This is a genomic window from Vibrio sp. R15-SG3-ISO1B (genome assembly GCF_059833835.1).
Map to the genome: position 1 here is coordinate 22,819 of NZ_JCBDGG010000010.1, position 16,640 is coordinate 39,458.

General features: G+C 50.8%; 18 protein-coding genes. 11 read left to right on the plus strand and 7 right to left on the minus strand.

Annotation, left to right across the window (positions count from 1 at the left end; genetic code table 11):
- Positions 1-63 precede the first annotated feature (63 nt).
- The gene (locus tag AC6R0S_RS03205) at positions 64-954 is read left to right on the plus strand and encodes a LysR family transcriptional regulator (protein WP_500637198.1); all 891 of its coding nucleotides are present in this window, start codon (positions 64-66) and stop codon (positions 952-954) included.
- Between the two features lie 162 nt (positions 955-1,116).
- Here AC6R0S_RS03205 and AC6R0S_RS03210 read toward each other — a convergent pair whose 3' ends face one another.
- Together AC6R0S_RS03210 and AC6R0S_RS03215 are read right to left on the minus strand one after the other, a co-directional pair.
- A complete protein-coding gene (locus tag AC6R0S_RS03210) occupies positions 1,117-1,620 on the minus strand; it encodes a hypothetical protein (protein WP_334553329.1) in 504 nt (167 codons plus the stop codon).
- A 32-nt stretch (positions 1,621-1,652) separates the two neighbouring features.
- Complete coding sequence (locus AC6R0S_RS03215; protein ID WP_500633273.1) at positions 1,653-2,165, minus strand: nicotinate-nicotinamide nucleotide adenylyltransferase; 513 nt, start codon at positions 2,163-2,165, stop codon at positions 1,653-1,655.
- Positions 2,166-2,301: 136 nt separating this feature from the next.
- Between AC6R0S_RS03215 and nadE the strand changes: the two genes are divergently transcribed.
- Complete coding sequence (gene nadE / locus AC6R0S_RS03220) at positions 2,302-3,129, plus strand: NAD(+) synthase (protein WP_500630868.1); 828 nt, start codon at positions 2,302-2,304, stop codon at positions 3,127-3,129.
- A 324-nt stretch (positions 3,130-3,453) separates the two neighbouring features.
- Complete coding sequence (locus tag AC6R0S_RS03225) at positions 3,454-4,002, plus strand: MSHA operon transcriptional regulator (protein WP_500630869.1); 549 nt, start codon at positions 3,454-3,456, stop codon at positions 4,000-4,002.
- A 168-nt stretch (positions 4,003-4,170) separates the two neighbouring features.
- Here AC6R0S_RS03225 and AC6R0S_RS03230 read toward each other — a convergent pair whose 3' ends face one another.
- Complete coding sequence (locus AC6R0S_RS03230) at positions 4,171-5,064, minus strand: DMT family transporter (protein ID WP_500630870.1); 894 nt, start codon at positions 5,062-5,064, stop codon at positions 4,171-4,173.
- A 99-nt stretch (positions 5,065-5,163) separates the two neighbouring features.
- Between AC6R0S_RS03230 and AC6R0S_RS03235 the strand changes: the two genes are divergently transcribed.
- The gene (locus tag AC6R0S_RS03235) at positions 5,164-6,579 is read left to right on the plus strand and encodes an aminotransferase-like domain-containing protein (protein WP_500630871.1); all 1,416 of its coding nucleotides are present in this window, start codon (positions 5,164-5,166) and stop codon (positions 6,577-6,579) included.
- A 141-nt stretch (positions 6,580-6,720) separates the two neighbouring features.
- On the opposite strand, the gene hutZ is transcribed toward AC6R0S_RS03235, so the two are convergent.
- The 3 genes from hutZ to AC6R0S_RS03250 form a co-directional block, all read right to left on the minus strand.
- Positions 6,721-7,251, minus strand: a complete 531-nt coding sequence (gene hutZ / locus AC6R0S_RS03240; protein WP_487902734.1) for a heme utilization protein HutZ — start codon at positions 7,249-7,251, stop codon at positions 6,721-6,723.
- Between the two features lie 61 nt (positions 7,252-7,312).
- Complete coding sequence (gene hutX, locus AC6R0S_RS03245; RefSeq protein WP_500630872.1) at positions 7,313-7,843, minus strand: heme utilization cystosolic carrier protein HutX; 531 nt, start codon at positions 7,841-7,843, stop codon at positions 7,313-7,315.
- The gene (locus AC6R0S_RS03250; protein WP_500630873.1) at positions 7,843-8,043 is read right to left on the minus strand and encodes a hypothetical protein; all 201 of its coding nucleotides are present in this window, start codon (positions 8,041-8,043) and stop codon (positions 7,843-7,845) included. Before AC6R0S_RS03250 ends, hutX begins: the two co-directional genes overlap by 1 nt.
- A 166-nt stretch (positions 8,044-8,209) precedes the next feature.
- Between AC6R0S_RS03250 and AC6R0S_RS03255 the strand changes: the two genes are divergently transcribed.
- The 6 genes from AC6R0S_RS03255 (at position 8,210) to AC6R0S_RS03280 (ending at position 13,061) form a co-directional block, all read left to right on the plus strand.
- Complete coding sequence (locus AC6R0S_RS03255) at positions 8,210-9,091, plus strand: energy transducer TonB (RefSeq protein WP_500630874.1); 882 nt, start codon at positions 8,210-8,212, stop codon at positions 9,089-9,091.
- Entirely contained in the window at positions 9,091-9,801 is a 711-nt protein-coding gene (locus AC6R0S_RS03260; RefSeq protein WP_500630875.1) for a MotA/TolQ/ExbB proton channel family protein, read from the plus strand. The genes AC6R0S_RS03255 and AC6R0S_RS03260 overlap by 1 nt, the downstream gene beginning before the upstream one ends.
- The gene (locus tag AC6R0S_RS03265; RefSeq protein ID WP_334553309.1) at positions 9,798-10,211 is read left to right on the plus strand and encodes an ExbD/TolR family protein; all 414 of its coding nucleotides are present in this window, start codon (positions 9,798-9,800) and stop codon (positions 10,209-10,211) included. The genes AC6R0S_RS03260 and AC6R0S_RS03265 overlap by 4 nt, the downstream gene beginning before the upstream one ends.
- Positions 10,212-10,230: 19 nt before the next feature.
- Positions 10,231-11,163 carry a heme/hemin ABC transporter substrate-binding protein gene (locus tag AC6R0S_RS03270; protein ID WP_500630876.1) on the plus strand — a complete coding sequence of 311 codons (933 nt, stop codon included), beginning with the start codon at positions 10,231-10,233 and terminating at the stop codon, positions 11,161-11,163.
- A gap of 78 nt (positions 11,164-11,241) precedes the next feature.
- Positions 11,242-12,279 (plus strand): FecCD family ABC transporter permease, encoded by a 1,038-nt coding sequence (locus tag AC6R0S_RS03275; protein ID WP_500630877.1) that lies wholly within the window; start codon positions 11,242-11,244, stop codon positions 12,277-12,279.
- Complete coding sequence (locus AC6R0S_RS03280; protein ID WP_500630878.1) at positions 12,279-13,061, plus strand: heme ABC transporter ATP-binding protein; 783 nt, start codon at positions 12,279-12,281, stop codon at positions 13,059-13,061. Before AC6R0S_RS03275 ends, AC6R0S_RS03280 begins: the two co-directional genes overlap by 1 nt.
- Before the next feature lie 3 nt (positions 13,062-13,064).
- On the opposite strand, the gene ppsR is transcribed toward AC6R0S_RS03280, so the two are convergent.
- The gene (ppsR, locus tag AC6R0S_RS03285) at positions 13,065-13,901 is read right to left on the minus strand and encodes a posphoenolpyruvate synthetase regulatory kinase/phosphorylase PpsR (RefSeq protein ID WP_500630879.1); all 837 of its coding nucleotides are present in this window, start codon (positions 13,899-13,901) and stop codon (positions 13,065-13,067) included.
- A gap of 156 nt (positions 13,902-14,057) precedes the next feature.
- Between ppsR and ppsA the strand changes: the two genes are divergently transcribed.
- A complete protein-coding gene (ppsA, locus tag AC6R0S_RS03290) occupies positions 14,058-16,451 on the plus strand; it encodes a phosphoenolpyruvate synthase (RefSeq protein WP_500630880.1) in 2,394 nt (797 codons plus the stop codon).
- Positions 16,452-16,640 lie beyond the last annotated feature (189 nt).

The following is a 16,640-nucleotide window of genomic DNA, read 5'->3' on the forward strand; positions in this document are numbered from 1 at the left end:
GTTTTCGTCGTAATCTATTAAGATGTGGTCTCATTACTTCCTAAAGCGAAACAATGAGCCAGTATGGATTGGATTCAAAGTGTACACAGTTACCTTCGTGTCGTAGACGAAGGCAGTTTTAGCGCCGCTGCGCGTAAACTCAACACCACCAACTCCGCGGTCAGCAAGCGCATTCACTGGCTTGAAGAGCGCCTCGGTGTCCAGCTGTTAAAGCGCACCACGCGCTCAGTCACCCAAACCGAAGCGGGCGCGCTTTTTTATCAGCGGGCTAAAGTCCAATTGGATGAGTGGCAATCGATCGTCGATGAAACGCGCTCGGTCAATCAAAGCCCAGCTGGGCTACTCAAAATTGGCGCGACCTTGGCGATAGGGTCGAAATTTCTTGTCCAATACCTCAATGATTTTTTGCAGATGTATCCCGATATTCGTATTCAGTTGCTGACGACGACCCCCGGCCAACTGCCAGAATTGAGTTTGGATCTTTTTATTAGCCGAGAAATCGAGCAGCTTAACTCACTAAGTTTCAAAGCCTCCGCCTTGTTTGAACACAAAGGCGCCTTCTATGCGTCACCGTCCTACATCGCGCAGTATGGGGAACCTAGCTCAGCGGATGATCTGCTCAATCATAATGTTCTGATGTGGGGAGAACGCCCACAGCGTGAAGTGAGACTCAGTCAAGGACAGCGCTTGAGTTTATCCGGAAATTTCGCCACCACCAATCCAGAGGCGCTGTTTTATGCGGCCAAAAGTGGCATGGGCATTTTGCTCACTTACGATGTGATGATTAAAGAGGATCTCAAGTCCGGTGCGTTAAAACGGATCATGCCCGACATCACTGCCGACGAAGCGACGGTGTATGCGTACTACCCAAAACTTGATTATCAGCACACTCGAACCCAACTGTTTCTCGATTATTTAAAGGCCAGACTCTCTGAAGAGCGCGTCCCTCTGTAGACGATGTTCTCACCCGCACTGCGAAGTTGAGCAATTGAGCAACCTGTCCATAGTTAAAGCGCTAGAGTCCGCTGAAGATCAAACACAGTCGCGGCGATCGCTTGGCTAAACACAATCAGAAGTGGGATTGAACAAAGGTACGGCGCACAATCATTGGCGAGATTACAAAGGGACTTCGATGGTCATCATCACATCGCCTTCGTAGTCATCATGCCAGCGGTAGTCGAGCCTCATTCTTGGCTCGCCGGCTTTTTTGTCACCAAAACCGACACTGAACTGCAAACCATGATTGCGTAACCACTCATCCATGCTCATCGTGGCCATCTTCTCTTCGAGCTCAGAAGGCATCCACACGCCGATACCAAAATAGTTGGACGATAAGTGGCGGGACAAAATTGGGTTGCTGGCACTTTTCAATACCCAATCATCCCAGTAAGAGGCGTAGTCTCGACTGTCATCATCGAGATAGAACTCAAGATCGTCGAGCGCTTTAACCGTGTACTCGATGCCATCTAGCATCGAAAAGCAGAGGCCTTGGGCTGAGTGAAACATCAGAGAGTTGGACGGCTTGTTTTTCTCTTCATACGAATAATCGTATAAATCGCATGCTTGTGATGCGAATGCCATTGCACCAAAACAAAACCCTATATATTGAGAAAAACGCATTCATATCTCTTATGTAACCACTAAATACACCCTCAATAATACGCTTTTTTACTCAATATGCGATTCACTTTTTCTGTTGTCAGGTGGGAAATAGGCGACTTGTCCTGTAGGGCATTTCTTATGTCCGTACTGCGAATCGCCACCTTTTCTGGACAACTCAATACAGACCAACGAGTTAGGATCTCCTCGGCGTTATAAAACTTGGCAAAGTTTAATAAGTTGTCTGGCCCCATCACAAAAGTTAAATGGGCATTAGAGTATTGCGCCTCTAACGCTTGCAGGACAGCAAACGTCGTAACGCCACCATCTTGGCTAAGCAAACTTTCTTCGATTGGCGATCGCTCGACATTAGGCAGCGAGAGATCATCAATAAACGCATCCACCAGTTCACAACGCAGCGCATAATCGAGCATCACTTTGCCCCATGCATGGGCAATACTTGGCACGAGCAGCACCTTATCAAAATGAGTCAACGACTCTATGACGCTTTTATGCCCTAAACTGGGTGGATTAAACGCGCTTCCAAACACCGCAATATGGCTCATTTTCTTCCTTTCTGCTGCTAAACGGTCGTAGCAGTTTTCTAATCTGTTCAAATTGGTATGATATCGGCTAGACGCTTTAAGGGTATCAAGAATATCCGCAAATTTGAAAATACATTTCTTGCAGGAAGGAAACACAATGGAACAGTTGATTCGCGATGAGATGCGTGTCTTACCTTCAATTGACCCTGAATTTGAAGTGACACGTCGAGTCGATTTTATTAAACGCAAACTGCGAGAAGCAGGCTGCAAGTCTTTGGTACTGGGGATCAGTGGAGGGGTGGACTCCACCACTTGTGGCCGCTTGGCTCAGCTAGCCGTCAACCAACTCAATGAGGAAACCGATGGCGGTTACCAGTTCATTGCCGTCCGATTGCCCTATGGTGAACAGAAAGACGAAGATGAAGCCCAAATTGCATTGAAATTTATTGAGCCGACACATTCTGTCTCCGTCAATATTAAAGCGGGTGTGGATGGTATTCACGCCGCCACACAAACCGCCCTTGAAGGCACCGACTTGCTACCGACTGACGCACCAAAATTGGATTTTGTTAAAGGCAACGTGAAAGCGCGCGCGCGCATGGTTGCGCAGTACGAGATCGCAGGCTATGTGGGCGGGCTCGTACTCGGCACCGATCACTCAGCGGAAAACATCACTGGCTTTTACACCAAGTTTGGCGACGGCGCCTGTGACCTTGCACCGCTATTTGGTTTGAGCAAACGTCAAGTTCGTGAAGTGGCAGCTCACCTCGGCGCCCCAGAGCTATTAGTGAAAAAGACGCCAACCGCGGATCTTGAAGAACTGGCACCACAAAAAGCCGATGAAGACGCGTTGAACCTCACCTATGATCAGATCGATGATTTCCTAGAAGGGAAACCGGTATCAGAGGAAGTCTCGCAGCGTCTTGTGCACATCTACACCATCACGCAGCACAAACGTCAGCCTATCCCGACCATCTACGATTAATCTTATCGATAGATGCAGCGCGTTTGACGCCCCGTCACACGCGCTGCCCCACCACCCATCACCCAATTATGCCCTCCCCCTACCCAACGTCCACCTAAGCCGCTTTATTCGCTATTATTGGTCGTATCAATAAAACGACTAGCACCTCGGCACTGTTTTCACTAAAATGCGACCGATCAAACAAATTTCTTTCATTATCGCGTTAATATACCCATTAAGCGCCGCTTAACGTCGCGTTGGCTTGGGTGATAATGAGCGACGTAATAACCAAAAACCATGCATGTTGCAGCCCAGGTGGCTGACTGTAGAAAAGTGTGATTGTTTATGGATCAAGATAAGTTTACCAATATTTATCGCTTACCCACGGCGATTCAAATTCGCATTGGCAAATGGCAGCAGACCTTCAACGGAACATCAGACATTGTGCTTCACCGTGCTATTGAAGCGCGTAATAAACAGTACCGTAAACCTGATTTTTTCCCGGCGGGGTGGTGCGTCAACCTGTTTGATAATCAGGACATCTCCATCACCGAGCATGGTAAGTATATTCAAACCGCGATGCGTACCATGATGGACCGTAAGGTGTCGTATAAACGCATTTACCTCTCTCGAGTGCCGCTTGAGCAAGCGACGCCAGCCCTGGTCGCGTTCAAACAAGAGTTCATCGCCAAGCACAATCGTGTGGCGAAAAAATACAATCAAATTAAGAAAAAACAGTTCTTGCGCTTCGCATTAGAAGAGCTAGAGACACTCTATCCCTCGATACCAAAAGAGAAGTTTGACGTAACCCTGTGGAACAAATTGGTGGTGTCAGAGCTCGGCCAAGCGAAGAAATTTGCTAACCCCTACTTCGTGAAAAAGCACACCGTCTAGACGGCGCTGAGATTACACCGCCTTGACGATATCAGTCTGACGTTAGAGGCCGCTATCATCACAGTCCGTCACTCGTATTTGGCTAAAATCTCTTGATAACGGCTTTGTCCTTGCTCACCTGGCATCGATTTAAGCCGTTCAATGCCGCGCTGCAAATTAGCGATGTTTTTAGACGCGTGCCCACTTTCTGATTCGCGGCACAGTTGGTGCTTTGGTGACCAAGAATACCGCCAAAGCGGCTAAAACAAAGCCCATCACGCCCATCGCATCGAACGATTCACCAAACATCAACCACGCTTGGAAGGCGGTGACGGGCGGAACCAGGTAAAACACCGACGCCACACTCGACGCCACGCCATTTTCCACCATATAGAGTAGCAAGAGAATCGCAATGCAAGAGAGCACGACCACCATCCATACCAAGGTCATGATAAAGGCAGGAGACCAAACAATCACATTGGTTTCAAAGGTCAGCGCGACGGGTACAAACAGCAGTCCCGCGGCAAAATACTGCACGGTGGCCCCTCCAACCATATCCACGCCTTGGCAAAAACGCTTTTGGTACAGGGTGCCCAATGTAATGCCGATGAGCGACACCAAACAGACGGCAACCGCTAAGGTTTTGTGTTGCTCGGATTGCCAGTCCATTTTACCCATAAGCACAAGGCTAATACCCGCAAACCCAATCACCAGCCCTAACCACTGCGAGGGTTTAAACGAGTGCTGAGTAAAGACCACCAACAAAAACGCAGTAAGAATGGGTTGCAGACCAACCAACAGAGAGCTAAGACCCGCAGGCATACCAAGATGGATCGCAAAGTACGTACCGCCGAGATAAAAGCCGTGAATGAACAGCCCTACCACGCCACTATGAAGTAACGCTTTACCTCTCGGCAAGCGACGACGAAGTAGCACAATCAACAGCAGGAATAACGCGACGTTGGCGATCATTCGCAGTGACAACAAGGTCGCTGGCTCGGCGTACTGAAGACCAAACCTTGCTCCAACAAACCCCGATGCCCAAAGCACCACAAACACAAAAGGGATCAATCGCGCCCACATACACATTCTCCTCGCTTTTTATTCTGTTTTAACGTTACTGTAGTGGGTACAGGTTGATTTTAAAGGCACAGATCAGGTTAGTTTTATGGGTACAGAAAGATGGACAGTCGCAGCAAGTATCGCCAAGTAGAGCAGCTCATTCGCCAAGGTATCGAGGAGGGTCGATATGCCAGTGATGACAAATTGCCCTCTATCCGCACTTTATGCACGGAGTTAGACGTGGGCAAAAACACCGTCATTCGTGCCTATCAAGAACTCGAGGCGCAAGGCGTGATTTATACGCAGCAGAGATCGGGCTACCGAGTCAGCGCCAAAACGACACCACCGGCCCCCACTCAAAGGCCCATGCAAGTCGATTTACTGAGCGCTTGCAAAGAGATTCTCACCTACACCCCAAGCCAAGAACGGCTCGTAACCGGGTCTGCACACCCTTTTATCGACACACCGGCGATCAAAAGCCTGTACGCCGAAATTGGCCGCCACAGCCGACGCCAAGCACACATTCCTAGCCATTACCAACTGCCACCGGGGAACGATTTGCTGATCCGGCAGCTGGCGAAAATAAGTCATGATTTGGGGGTGGATGCACGCGGTGAGTCTTTGTCTGTCACCCATGGTGCCCAACAAGCGATCAGCCTCGCCCTGCGTGCACTGACACAGCCAGGCGACATCGTCGCGGTCGAATCGCCTTGTTACTTTGGCAATCTGCTACTGATGGAATCGCTGGGCCTTAAAGTGGTAGAAGTGCCGAGTTGTCCTCGAGATGGCTTAGATCCGAACGCACTTGAACAAGCACTTGACCGCTGGGATATTAAGGCGATTTTAGTCACTCCCAACTTTACCAACCCAACGGGAGCCTGCATGCCACTCGCGGCCCGTATTCGATTACTAGAGGTGTCAGGCGCGGTGCCCATCATTGAAGATGATGTGTTTGGCGCATTGGCCTACGACCAAAGCATCACGCCACTGAAAACACTCGATAAGGACAACCGGGTCATCTATGTCAATTCGCTCTCGAAGATGCTCGATTCGCGGTTGCGGATCGGCTGGATTATGGCGGGTCAATACCAAGCGCAGATTGAGCGTTACCTGATGAGCGATAACATGGGCAGCCTTAACCTGATGCAGTCTGCCGTGGCAGAGTTTCTCACCACCGGTAAATACCGCTCGCACGTGCAGAAAATGCGCCGGCTCTATCAGCACAACACTAAACTGTTTATCACCCAGTTGGATCTCGCCTTGCAGCGCTATCCCACCCTTTCAGGTCGCTATTCACTACACCAACCGCAAGGCTCTTTTTTAGTCTGGCTAACCTTGCCCGACCACTGCGACAGTCAAACCATCTATCAACACGCGAAGCCACGTGGAATAAGCCTTCTCCCCGGCTCACTCTTTGCCACCGGCACGCAATTCCAACACTCGATGCGCTTTAGCTGCGCCAACTTAACCACCACCGCGGATTGGCAGCAAGGTATTGAGGATTTGGCAAGCCTCATCGCTCAATCCTCTCACTGAGTCTTGTTAGACAAGTAAAAGGGAGCCTGTGATTACCCTCACAGGCTCCCTTTTGTCTTTTTCGCTGATTGATTTAGGCAGCAGCTTTCTTTAAGCGGATAATGGCTTTAAGCAGATGATGACTTTAAGCACCTGACTATATTACGCGTTAGAGGCTTTGCGATGCCCTTCTTGCAGGTGGACAAAATCCACCAGATCGTCACCAGATACTTGATACGCCTGACCAAATCCCTTAACGAACAAGCCCTGCTCTGCTTTGAGATTAAACAGCACAAAGTCTTGCAACTGACTCAAGCCATCAATGATCTCACCAAAGCGCTCTTGCATCTGCGCGATCACTTGTCGCCATTGCTCGCTTTCTCGCTCCACAACGTGTGCAGTGGCATCAAAGGTTAAGCGCTTGCGAGCAAAGAGTTGCTTGGAGCTGTCTTCATCTTCAATCAACATGATGGACACCGTCGGGTTCGCCTGCAAATTGCGCGCGTGACGGGCAATCTCAGAAATCAGCACAAAGTATCCCTCTTGATTTTGTACAAACGGCGCGTAACTGACATTGGGTTTGCCATGTTCGTCGACTGTCGCCAACTGCAATGTCTTACGCGCTTGACGAAATTCTTTGATTTCTGGACCTAAGCGACCTTGCAAGCGTTCCTGCTTGACCTGTTGTTCCATGTTGAGCTCCTGATTGTCTTTCTCAATTTTATGATTGTTGTTAAGTCCTGGCGGTGCGCGGTTACTTTGATAAACCTTTATAATGCGCATGCCACTGGTGAAACTGTTCAACCTGACTCGCAATGAGTTCACGTTTTTCATTGCGCCCCAAGTAGATCTTGAAGATGTTGTTGCCCTCTTGACTAAAGAAACCAAAATAGTGGCTCTCACGTCCCATAAAAGGCTTACTGACTAAGGCAATCGCACGTACGTTGTCGAGTTTGAGATGCCCATGCATCTGACCTTCGCGTCCCATTAGGTTGTAGTAGCCGCGGGCCACTTTCCCTTTTGGAAACGGCGCTTTGACTTCAAAAATAGAGCCAAATGAGTGGACTATTGTCGTCACTGGCCCAAAGTCAACCAACGCTTCCAGCATAGCTTGCGCATGGTCGCCCGAGATCAAGGTCACCATCTCCGTCGGCAAAGCGGCCACCACGTCATACTCACTGACTCCTAACTGCTCTGCGATGGCAGCAGGCAATAATGCTGGGTCGCTGTCTAATAGCGCTGCGACTTGCTGAGCAAGCGTGTCTGGCTGTTGGGTCTTTGTCATTACTGAATCCATAAACGTTCCATTTCTAAGCGATTGAACCGACATGATGAGGGCTCATTGAGGCGGGTTGATAATAAAATTGTAGAACCTTGATCGCCGCTTGTGCCAAGTCTTGAGGTTTTATCCGCGAAGGCAAAATGCAACGGATCAGAGGTTTCTTTACCGAGCACTGATTCATCAAATTGATGGATATCCAACATGCTATTTACTCGCTTAGCGCTTGTCAGCTCTTGCTTCGCGCCAAAATCTTAAAAACTGGACAAGATCATAATTCCGCGTTAATGATAATGCAATTGATAATTGATCTTATTTGCATTGTAAGTAATAATCTTGGCAATTTGTTGATGTCGGACAAGAGAATTCACCGTGAATGTCAAACGCTACACTATCGCAGGAACGCTCTCACTAGCGGTTCACGGGGCCATATTACTCGTCGCTCATGAAGCGAAAGTATTTGCGATGCCCGCGGGAACGCAGTCTCAAAGTGTCTCAATTAACTTTAAAGCAGCGGCAGTTCCAGCGCCTAGTGTCTCGCCAGAGGCCGACCTGCCCGTGAAACCGGAACCTGCACCGATCGAAGCGGCAGCTATTGCCGAGCCGATCCCGACACCGATGTCCACGCCAGATAAACCTGCGGTGAAGACAGACACAGCTATTGTGAAACCGGACACAGCTGTAGTGAGGCCAGACAAAGCTGCGGTTAGACCAGAAAAAACAATAGTGAAAAAGCCGGTCAGCAAAGACCCAATCAAAAAGGTGGTCGCCAAACAAGAAACGACGAAACCAGTCGTGGCGAAAACGCCCCCAAAAAAGGCGGCGCCTAAGCCGAAAGAAACTGCCAAGGTGGCCAATACTCAGGCAGCGCCTGCCAACGCCAAGCCAACAGAAGCAACACCGGCTGAGCCTGCCCCAACGGACACCGCAAAGGTCCCACAAAAAGCCAATCAAGGCGCCAGCGCGCAGCCCATCTTGGTCGAGAAGCCCTCTTTCTTGAGTCGCCCAACCGCGCCTCACTACCCAAGACTGGCGAGAAAACGGGGCTTGGAAGGCGTCGCTTTGTATGAAATTTGGCTCGACGATGAAGGAAATCAAGTCAAACAGGTGCTTATCAGCTCATCCGGAGCCACCTTGCTCGATAAATCCGCGTTGGATGCGATTAAGCAGTGGCAGTTTTCTCCTCACACTGTGAATGGGCACTCCATGGCCCACCGCGTGCATATTCCCGTTCGTTTTAAGTTGGATCGATAATGGAACACATTGAACAAATACAGCAACAACTGGGCCTTATGGCTTGGCCCTTGATTTTCTGCTCTGCACTGACGGTCATGATCATCCTCGAACGCTTGTTCCAAGTTCTGGTTAGCACCGGTGTTGGCAAGCGCGCCGTATCAAGAGAACTCAACCAACTGAGCCCGACGGACAATCAAGCCATTGAGCAACTTGCGAAACGTTGGTCACCACGTCGTCCGCTGCTTTTTAAGGGTGTGGCCATGGTGTTAGCCCATCACTCCTTTGCTAAGTCACTTCGAGAAGATGTGGCCGGGATGTGGTTACAAGAAAAACGCCACCAGCTCAATTCTGGGTTGCGCCTATTGACCTTGATTGGCGTCATCAGCCCGTTGATCGGATTGCTCGGCACCGTGCTTGGGCTGATTGAGATGTTTAAAGGCGTCGCGGCCTCTTCGGGTAACATCACGCCCAATGATCTGGCTGACGGCCTTGGCCTCGCCATGCGTACCACCGCTGCAGGGCTTTTGATCGCGCTGCCCGCCATCGCTGGCGCGCAGTTGCTGGGATTGTGGGCCGACCGCGTTACCGCCAAGCTCGAGCACACATTAAATTACGTCAATTTATGGTTGGAAGGGGTCAGCGTGCAAGCCAATACACCACCGATGACCGTGACCAAAAACTCTGATGAGCATGTTCACCCCATCCGAGAAAAGCGAGTGAACGCATGATCAAGTTACCCCAAAATGAATCACGATTTGGGCTGACACCGGATCTCACACCACTGCTCGACATCATCTTCATCGTGATGGTGTTTTTGATGCTGACCGCGGCGGTAAAACTTGATTCATTGGAAGTGGATCTGCCCACCACAGACTCGAATCAGGTGTCTACGGTGGATAAGCGCTCTCTGACCATCAACATTCTCGATGCGGCGCCGCATTGGGCGATAGACGGCCAAACCTATCTCGATTGGCACAACTTTACGCTCGCTTTGCTCGAGCAACACCAATCGAACCCGCAACCGATCGTTATCGGCGCAGAGAAAACCGCCGACGTTCAGCATTTGGTCAAACTGCTGGCCTACTTACAAGAAAACGGCATTCAAGCCACGCAGCTGCTGACTGAGCAGCCCAATTAATTTAAGGCAAACCTTGTTTATGACTCAACGTACCACACTATCTCAGCACCCTAGCCAGACAGCGCGTGCTACACGAACTTTCTCAAAAGCAAGATGGGGACGCACGATCGGCCGCCTCACTGCGGCGGTGTCACTGTGTGCGCTCTCGCTCACCGCCTTCTCTCACCATGCGATGGCAAGTGAGCGCATCATAAGCGCCGGCAGCGCCGTTACTGAGCTATTGATTGCGCTAGACCAGCAGCAAAGTCTCGTTGCGGTGGATGTCACCAGTGAGCTGCCAGAGGGACTCACACTACCCAAAATTGGCTATCATCGCCAACTGTCATCAGAGGGGCTATTGGCTTTAGGCCCGAATCGACTCATTGGCTCCGATGAAATGGGCCCCGCTTCTGCGCTCGCTCAGCTTAAATCAGCGGGCGTCGCGGTGGATATTGTCAACACCAAACCGACTGCCGAAGGTCTACTTGAGCGCATTGATGAGATTGCCGCGCTGACGGATTCTAGCGAGCATGCTGCGCAACTCAAGCAGAATGTCGAGCGTCAACTGGCCAATTTAGAGCAGCGCCGTCAGCAGATCGCGACGCCGAAAAAAGTGCTGTTTTTGTTGATACATGAAGGTCGCCCCGCCAACGTCGCCGGTGCCGACACCACGCCTAACGCGATTATTGAACTTGCGGGCGGCATTAACCCTGCAGCTTCGACACTTTCTTCCTACAAACCGCTGTCGAGTGAGGCGATGGTCGAGATGCAACCCGACATTATCCTCGTCAGTGGCCGCAGCTACCAAAGCTTGGGCGGTGCGGATGAGATATTAAAAAAGTTACCGATGCTCGCCGCCACACCTGCGGGTCAAAACAAAGCCTTCATCCAAATTGATGGTCATGCTTTAGTCGGTGGATTGGGGCTGAAAAGTTTGGCTGAAGCGGAGCGCATCAGCGCGTTGCTGCTATAACCCGCCACTCAAGCGACAAGCCTCAGACTGGCAACATACAAGACTGGATTGTGACTTTAACGCTATGATATTAAACCTATGATTTTGAAAAGAATCCCGCTACCCATTACGCTCGGTCTTTTTGCTGTCTTGCTGCTTATCACAGCGATCAGCTCAATCACCGTTGGGCCAATGAATATTGGATTTATCGAGAGTGTACAGAGCTTGTTGCTTAAATCGGAGCAACTGGCACCGCACGTGCATTTGGTGATCCATGAAATTCGCTTTCCGCGTACCCTACTGTGTATGTTAGTCGGCGCGATTTTAGCCCTGTGCGGCACGGTGATGCAGGGGCTGTTTCGCAACCCACTGGCCGAGCCGGGGATCATTGGTGTCTCTGCTGGGGCCTCCTTAGGGGCAGCGATCGCCATTGTGATGTTTGCCGATGTGTTCGCCGAATACCCAACCTTGATGAATATCGCCGCACTGCCCATGTTTGCTTTTTTGGGCGGCGCGTTAACCACGGTCCTGGTCTACAAATTGGGCACCAGTAAGCTCGGGACGTCTGTCACCATCATGCTGCTAGCAGGGGTAGCGATCAGTGCCCTCTCTGGGGCAGGCATTGGCTATATGAATTTCATCGCGGACGATCAAATGTTGCGCGATCTGTCGCTCTGGTCGATGGGCTCACTGGCGGGCGCAAACCTCACAAGCCTTGCGCTTTGTAGCGTCACCTTGCTGATTCTTGGCGCTTGCTTTTATCGACGGGCGATGGCGCTCAATGCTCTCTTGCTTGGCGAAGCGGAGGCGGCGCATCTTGGCATCGCCGTTCAGCGTCTCAAACGTCAGTTGATTCTACTGACCGCCATTGGCGTTGGGGTCACGGTGAGCGTCTCAGGGATGATCGGCTTTATTGGCTTAGTGATTCCCCATTTAGGACGCATGTTGACCGGACCAGATCACCGCAGCCTGTTGCCTATCTCTGCACTGATGGGCGCACTGCTGCTTACCTTTGCCGATATGTTTTCTCGTGTTGCGGTCGCCCCAGCTGAACTGCCTGTAGGCATCGTCACGGCGATCATTGGCGCACCGTTTTTCATCTATCTGCTGTTTCAACAAAAAGGGAAGATTTTGTAATGGACGCTCCATCCATCTCCGCTCAAGGTCTGTCGATGCACTTTGGTCAGCGCTGTGTATTGGATAACATCGACCTTGATATTCACGCCGGAGAAGTGACTGCGCTGCTCGGGCCAAACGGCGCGGGGAAAAGTACCTTGCTGAAATTGTTGTGTCGGGAGATCCCTTCACGTCACGATATTCGCTATTTTGGCCGCGCAGCAAACCAATGGCCAAATGATGAACTGGCCAGACACTTAGGCATGCTTCCTCAGCACAGTACCCTGAGTTTTCCGTTTCTTGCCCATGAAGTGGTGGAGCTTGGGGCAATACCGCTCAACTTGGCGCACAAACAGACCCAAGCGGTAGCGGCTAAGTACATGTCGCTCACCGATGTCAGCCACCTGAGTGAACGCTTGTACCCCTCCCTGTCTGGCGGAGAGAAACAGCGCGTGCATCTCGCGCGAGTGTTAGTCCAACTCGATCAGTCCGCTGAGAAAAAAATCCTCATGCTCGACGAACCGACCTCCGCACTGGATCTGGCCCATCAGCACAACACACTGCGAATTGCACGCCAATTAGCCGATGAACACCATACCGCCGTCGTCGTCGTGTTGCACGACCTCAACCTCGCGGCGCAATACGCCGATCGACTTGTGATTCTGCATCAGGGAAAAATTGCTTGTGACGCCAAACCTTGGCAAGCGTTAACTCCAAGTCTCATCGAGCAGGTGTACGGCTACCAAGCATTAGTCAATCGCCATCCCTCGTTGGACTTCCCCATGGTAATGCCCGCTGCGTAAATCTTAAGAGAGCAGGCGCCGTCTTAAGCCGGCGCGCTCCAATACACGCGCGCAAATTTCTTCCACGGATAACGAGGTGGTATTGATGTAGGGAATGGCCTCACGGCGAAACAGTGCTTCAACATGTTCAAGCTCTTGTTGGCACTGCTGACTACTTGCGTAATCGCTGTCAGCCAGTCGGTTCTGGCGAATCTGCGTTAGGCGCTCAGAATCGATAGTGAGGCCGAACAATTTGTGCCGCACCACTTCAAACTCCGGCAACAACCTCAAACGCTGAATATCTTGCTCGATAAACGGGTAGTTCACGACCCGCAAACCAAACTGCATCGCCATGTAGAGACTGGTCGGTGTTTTACCGCTGCGCGACACGCCCAATAAAATGATGTCCGCCTCATCCAAGCCTCTGAGAGTAATGCCATCATCATGTGCAAGGGTGTATTCAATGGCGGCAATGCGGTCAAAATAGCGATGTGAATCTTTACTGACACTACGCGAACGTTGCAACTTGGGTTTGGCCTCCATCTGAATATCGTCTTGGACTTTTTGCACCAAGCTTTCCAATACGTCGTAGCAATGCGCCGGAGCCTGCAATAGCTTGGCCCTTAGTTCACCAATCACCATAGAGAAAAACACCAGCGGCTTGACTCCGTGGGTACGATACGAGGCGTCAATCTCTTTAACTAGCGCCGCCAATTTCTCTTCACTTTCCACGAACGGAAAGGTCTTTTCATTCGCGTAAAAAGAGAACTGCCCCAAAACGACATGCCCTAATGTCTCGCACGTGAGTGCCGTGCCATCAGAAACATAGAATACATCACGACTTTGACTATCAGTTTGCATGGTTTGTTGAATAGCTAAAATAATGTTGAGTAGGATGACATTCATACTATCGATAATAAAACCCTGCTGACTATTACGTCCCCCACAGCTTTTTAAATTGGTTCGCCTTTTTTAAGTTGATACGTAATCGTTTGCTTTAAGTCCCTACAAGCTGCAATGTTTCTGGAGAAAGACATGCAAAAGAACACCCTCTGGTTTAATGGTCTATCCATGGATGATGTCGACAAAGTCGGCGGTAAAAATGCGTCCCTCGGAGAGATGGTGTCCAACCTAGCCAATGCGGGCGTGAGCGTCCCCAACGGCTTTGCCACCACCTCTTATGCGTTTAACCGCTTCCTCGACTTTGAAGGCCTAGATGACCGAATTCACCAACTGCTCGATGACCTGAACGTCGACGATGTTGAAGCCCTACGCCAAACCGGCGCCACCATACGACAATGGGTGCTTGATGCCCCATTCCCCGCCGACCTCGAAGCCGATATACGTGAGCATTATCTGCAATTGGTCGACGGTAACCCCGAGCTTTCCGTCGCAGTGCGCTCTTCTGCCACTGCCGAAGATCTTCCCGACGCCTCCTTTGCCGGACAACAAGAGACCTTCCTCAATGTCACCGGTGTAGAAGGCGTACTCGAAGCGACCAAGCACGTCTATGCCTCGCTCTTTAATGACCGCGCGATCTCTTATCGTGTGCACCAAGGCTTTGATCACCGCGGCATCGCCCTGTCTGCAGGGATCCAGCGCATGGTGCGGTCCGACAAAGCGGCCTCCGGCGTCATGTTTACCTTAGATACCGAATCGGGCTTTGACCAAGTGGTGTTCATCACCTCGGCGTGGGGGTTGGGAGAAATGGTGGTTCAAGGGGCGGTAAACCCAGACGAATTCTACGTCCATAAACCGCTTCTCGAAGCCGGTCACCAACCGATTGTGAAGAAAACCTTTGGCTCAAAACTGATCAAGATGATCTACGCCAATGACACCACGATTGGCAAACAAGTCGAGATTGTCGATACCAATGAGAAGGAACGGGAACAGTTTTCTCTGACCGATGAAGAAATCAAACAGCTTGCCCAACAAGCGATGATCATCGAGCGTCATTATCAACGCCCGATGGACATTGAATGGGCCAAAGACGGCATTGATGGCAAACTCTATATCGTCCAAGCGAGGCCAGAAACAGTCTGCTCTCAGAATGAACAAAACGTCATTGAGCGCTATGAGCTTAACGACAAAGCAAACGTGCTGGTCGAAGGACGCGCGATTGGGCAACGTATCGGCCAAGGTCCTGTGCGTCTTGTCGACTCACTGGATGAAATGAGCTTAGTCCAAGAAGGCGACGTGCTGGTTACCGACATGACCGACCCCGATTGGGAGCCGGTGATGAAAAAAGCCTCAGCCATCGTCACCAACCGTGGTGGGCGAACTTGCCATGCGGCCATCATTGCGAGAGAGCTTGGCATTCCTGCCATCGTTGGCTGCGGCGACGCCACGGAGCGCCTTTGCAGTGGCCAGGCGGTCACCGTCTCGTGCGCAGAAGGCGAATCAGGTTATGTCTATGAAGGCGAGCTGACGTTTGAGATCAAACGCTCTTCGGTCGATGAGCTCCCTCTTTTGCCAACCAAAGTGATGATGAACGTCGGTAACCCAGATCGCGCTTTCGACTTTGCCCAAATCCCCAATGAGGGCGTTGGTCTTGCGCGATTGGAGTTCATCATCAATAAAATGATTGGCATCCACCCGAAAGCATTGCTCAATTTTGACCAGCAAAGCGACGCGCTCAAAACTCAGATCCGCCAACGTATCCGCGGCTATCACGACCCTATCGACTTTTACGTCAGCAAACTGACCGAAGGGATTGCCACCATAGCGGCAGCGTTTTGGCCCAAACGCGTCATTGTGCGCATGTCGGATTTTAAGTCGAACGAGTACAGCAACCTCATCGGCGGCCAAAGTTATGAGCCTCATGAAGAGAACCCCATGCTCGGTTTCCGTGGCGCCTCGCGCTATATATCTCCTGTATTCGAAGACTGTTTTGAGCTGGAAACCTTAGCCATCAAGCGCGTACGCAACGAGATGGGATTAAAGAACGTTGAGATCATGATCCCCTTTGTTCGCACACCAAGCGAAGCTGCTTCGGTGATCGATCTTCTCGCCAAGTTCGATTTACGACGCGGCGATCAAGGGCTGAAAGTGATCATGATGTGCGAACTGCCGTCAAACGCAGTGCTCGCTGACGAGTTTTTAAAATACTTTGATGGTTTCTCGATTGGCTCTAACGACATGACGCAGTTAACCCTCGGGTTAGACCGTGATTCTGGCGATGTCGCACATCTGTTTGATGAGCGAAATCCGGCGGTCAAAGCCATGCTGAAAATGGCCATCGACGCGGCTACCAAAGCGGGCAAGTACGTGGGGATCTGTGGTCAAGGGCCATCAGATCATGATGACCTTGCCGAGTGGCTAATGCAGCAAGGGATCAGCTCCGTCTCTCTTAATCCTGACACGGTGATCGATACTTGGCTAAAACTGGGGACGGTTAAACCAAACCAGTAGCCCAGGCTGCGTAGTCAACTTAGCTAGCCCCTCTCGCGCCGCCTTCAAAGGCGGTGCTTTTTGTTATGATACCGAGCGCCATACGTCACTTAAGTGTTAATTTTTAGTAAGTTATCGTTTTGTCAGACTTACAAAATGACGCTGTTCCTTTAAGGTAAGCACACACTTGAAACAGGATGAATCGAGCTA

What these genes read in the sequence shown, in the direction of transcription:
- AC6R0S_RS03205 (WP_500637198.1), top strand. Translation starts at nt 64, where the DNA reads ATGGATTGGATTCAAAGTGTACACAGTTACCTTCGTGTCGTAGACGAA.
- AC6R0S_RS03210 (WP_334553329.1), bottom strand. Translation starts at nt 1,620, where the DNA reads ATGCGTTTTTCTCAATATATAGGGTTTTGTTTTGGTGCAATGGCATTC.
- AC6R0S_RS03215 (WP_500633273.1), bottom strand. Translation starts at nt 2,165, where the DNA reads ATGAGCCATATTGCGGTGTTTGGAAGCGCGTTTAATCCACCCAGTTTA.
- nadE (WP_500630868.1), top strand. Translation starts at nt 2,302, where the DNA reads ATGGAACAGTTGATTCGCGATGAGATGCGTGTCTTACCTTCAATTGAC.
- AC6R0S_RS03225 (WP_500630869.1), top strand. Translation starts at nt 3,454, where the DNA reads ATGGATCAAGATAAGTTTACCAATATTTATCGCTTACCCACGGCGATT.
- AC6R0S_RS03230 (WP_500630870.1), bottom strand. Translation starts at nt 5,064, where the DNA reads ATGTGGGCGCGATTGATCCCTTTTGTGTTTGTGGTGCTTTGGGCATCG.
- AC6R0S_RS03235 (WP_500630871.1), top strand. Translation starts at nt 5,164, where the DNA reads ATGGACAGTCGCAGCAAGTATCGCCAAGTAGAGCAGCTCATTCGCCAA.
- hutZ (WP_487902734.1), bottom strand. Translation starts at nt 7,251, where the DNA reads ATGGAACAACAGGTCAAGCAGGAACGCTTGCAAGGTCGCTTAGGTCCA.
- hutX (WP_500630872.1), bottom strand. Translation starts at nt 7,843, where the DNA reads ATGACAAAGACCCAACAGCCAGACACGCTTGCTCAGCAAGTCGCAGCG.
- AC6R0S_RS03250 (WP_500630873.1), bottom strand. Translation starts at nt 8,043, where the DNA reads ATGTTGGATATCCATCAATTTGATGAATCAGTGCTCGGTAAAGAAACC.
- AC6R0S_RS03260 (WP_500630875.1), top strand. Translation starts at nt 9,091, where the DNA reads ATGGAACACATTGAACAAATACAGCAACAACTGGGCCTTATGGCTTGG.
- AC6R0S_RS03265 (WP_334553309.1), top strand. Translation starts at nt 9,798, where the DNA reads ATGATCAAGTTACCCCAAAATGAATCACGATTTGGGCTGACACCGGAT.
- AC6R0S_RS03270 (WP_500630876.1), top strand. Translation starts at nt 10,231, where the DNA reads ATGACTCAACGTACCACACTATCTCAGCACCCTAGCCAGACAGCGCGT.
- AC6R0S_RS03275 (WP_500630877.1), top strand. Translation starts at nt 11,242, where the DNA reads ATGATTTTGAAAAGAATCCCGCTACCCATTACGCTCGGTCTTTTTGCT.
- AC6R0S_RS03280 (WP_500630878.1), top strand. Translation starts at nt 12,279, where the DNA reads ATGGACGCTCCATCCATCTCCGCTCAAGGTCTGTCGATGCACTTTGGT.
- ppsR (WP_500630879.1), bottom strand. Translation starts at nt 13,901, where the DNA reads ATGCAAACTGATAGTCAAAGTCGTGATGTATTCTATGTTTCTGATGGC.
- ppsA (WP_500630880.1), top strand. Translation starts at nt 14,058, where the DNA reads ATGTTTCTGGAGAAAGACATGCAAAAGAACACCCTCTGGTTTAATGGT.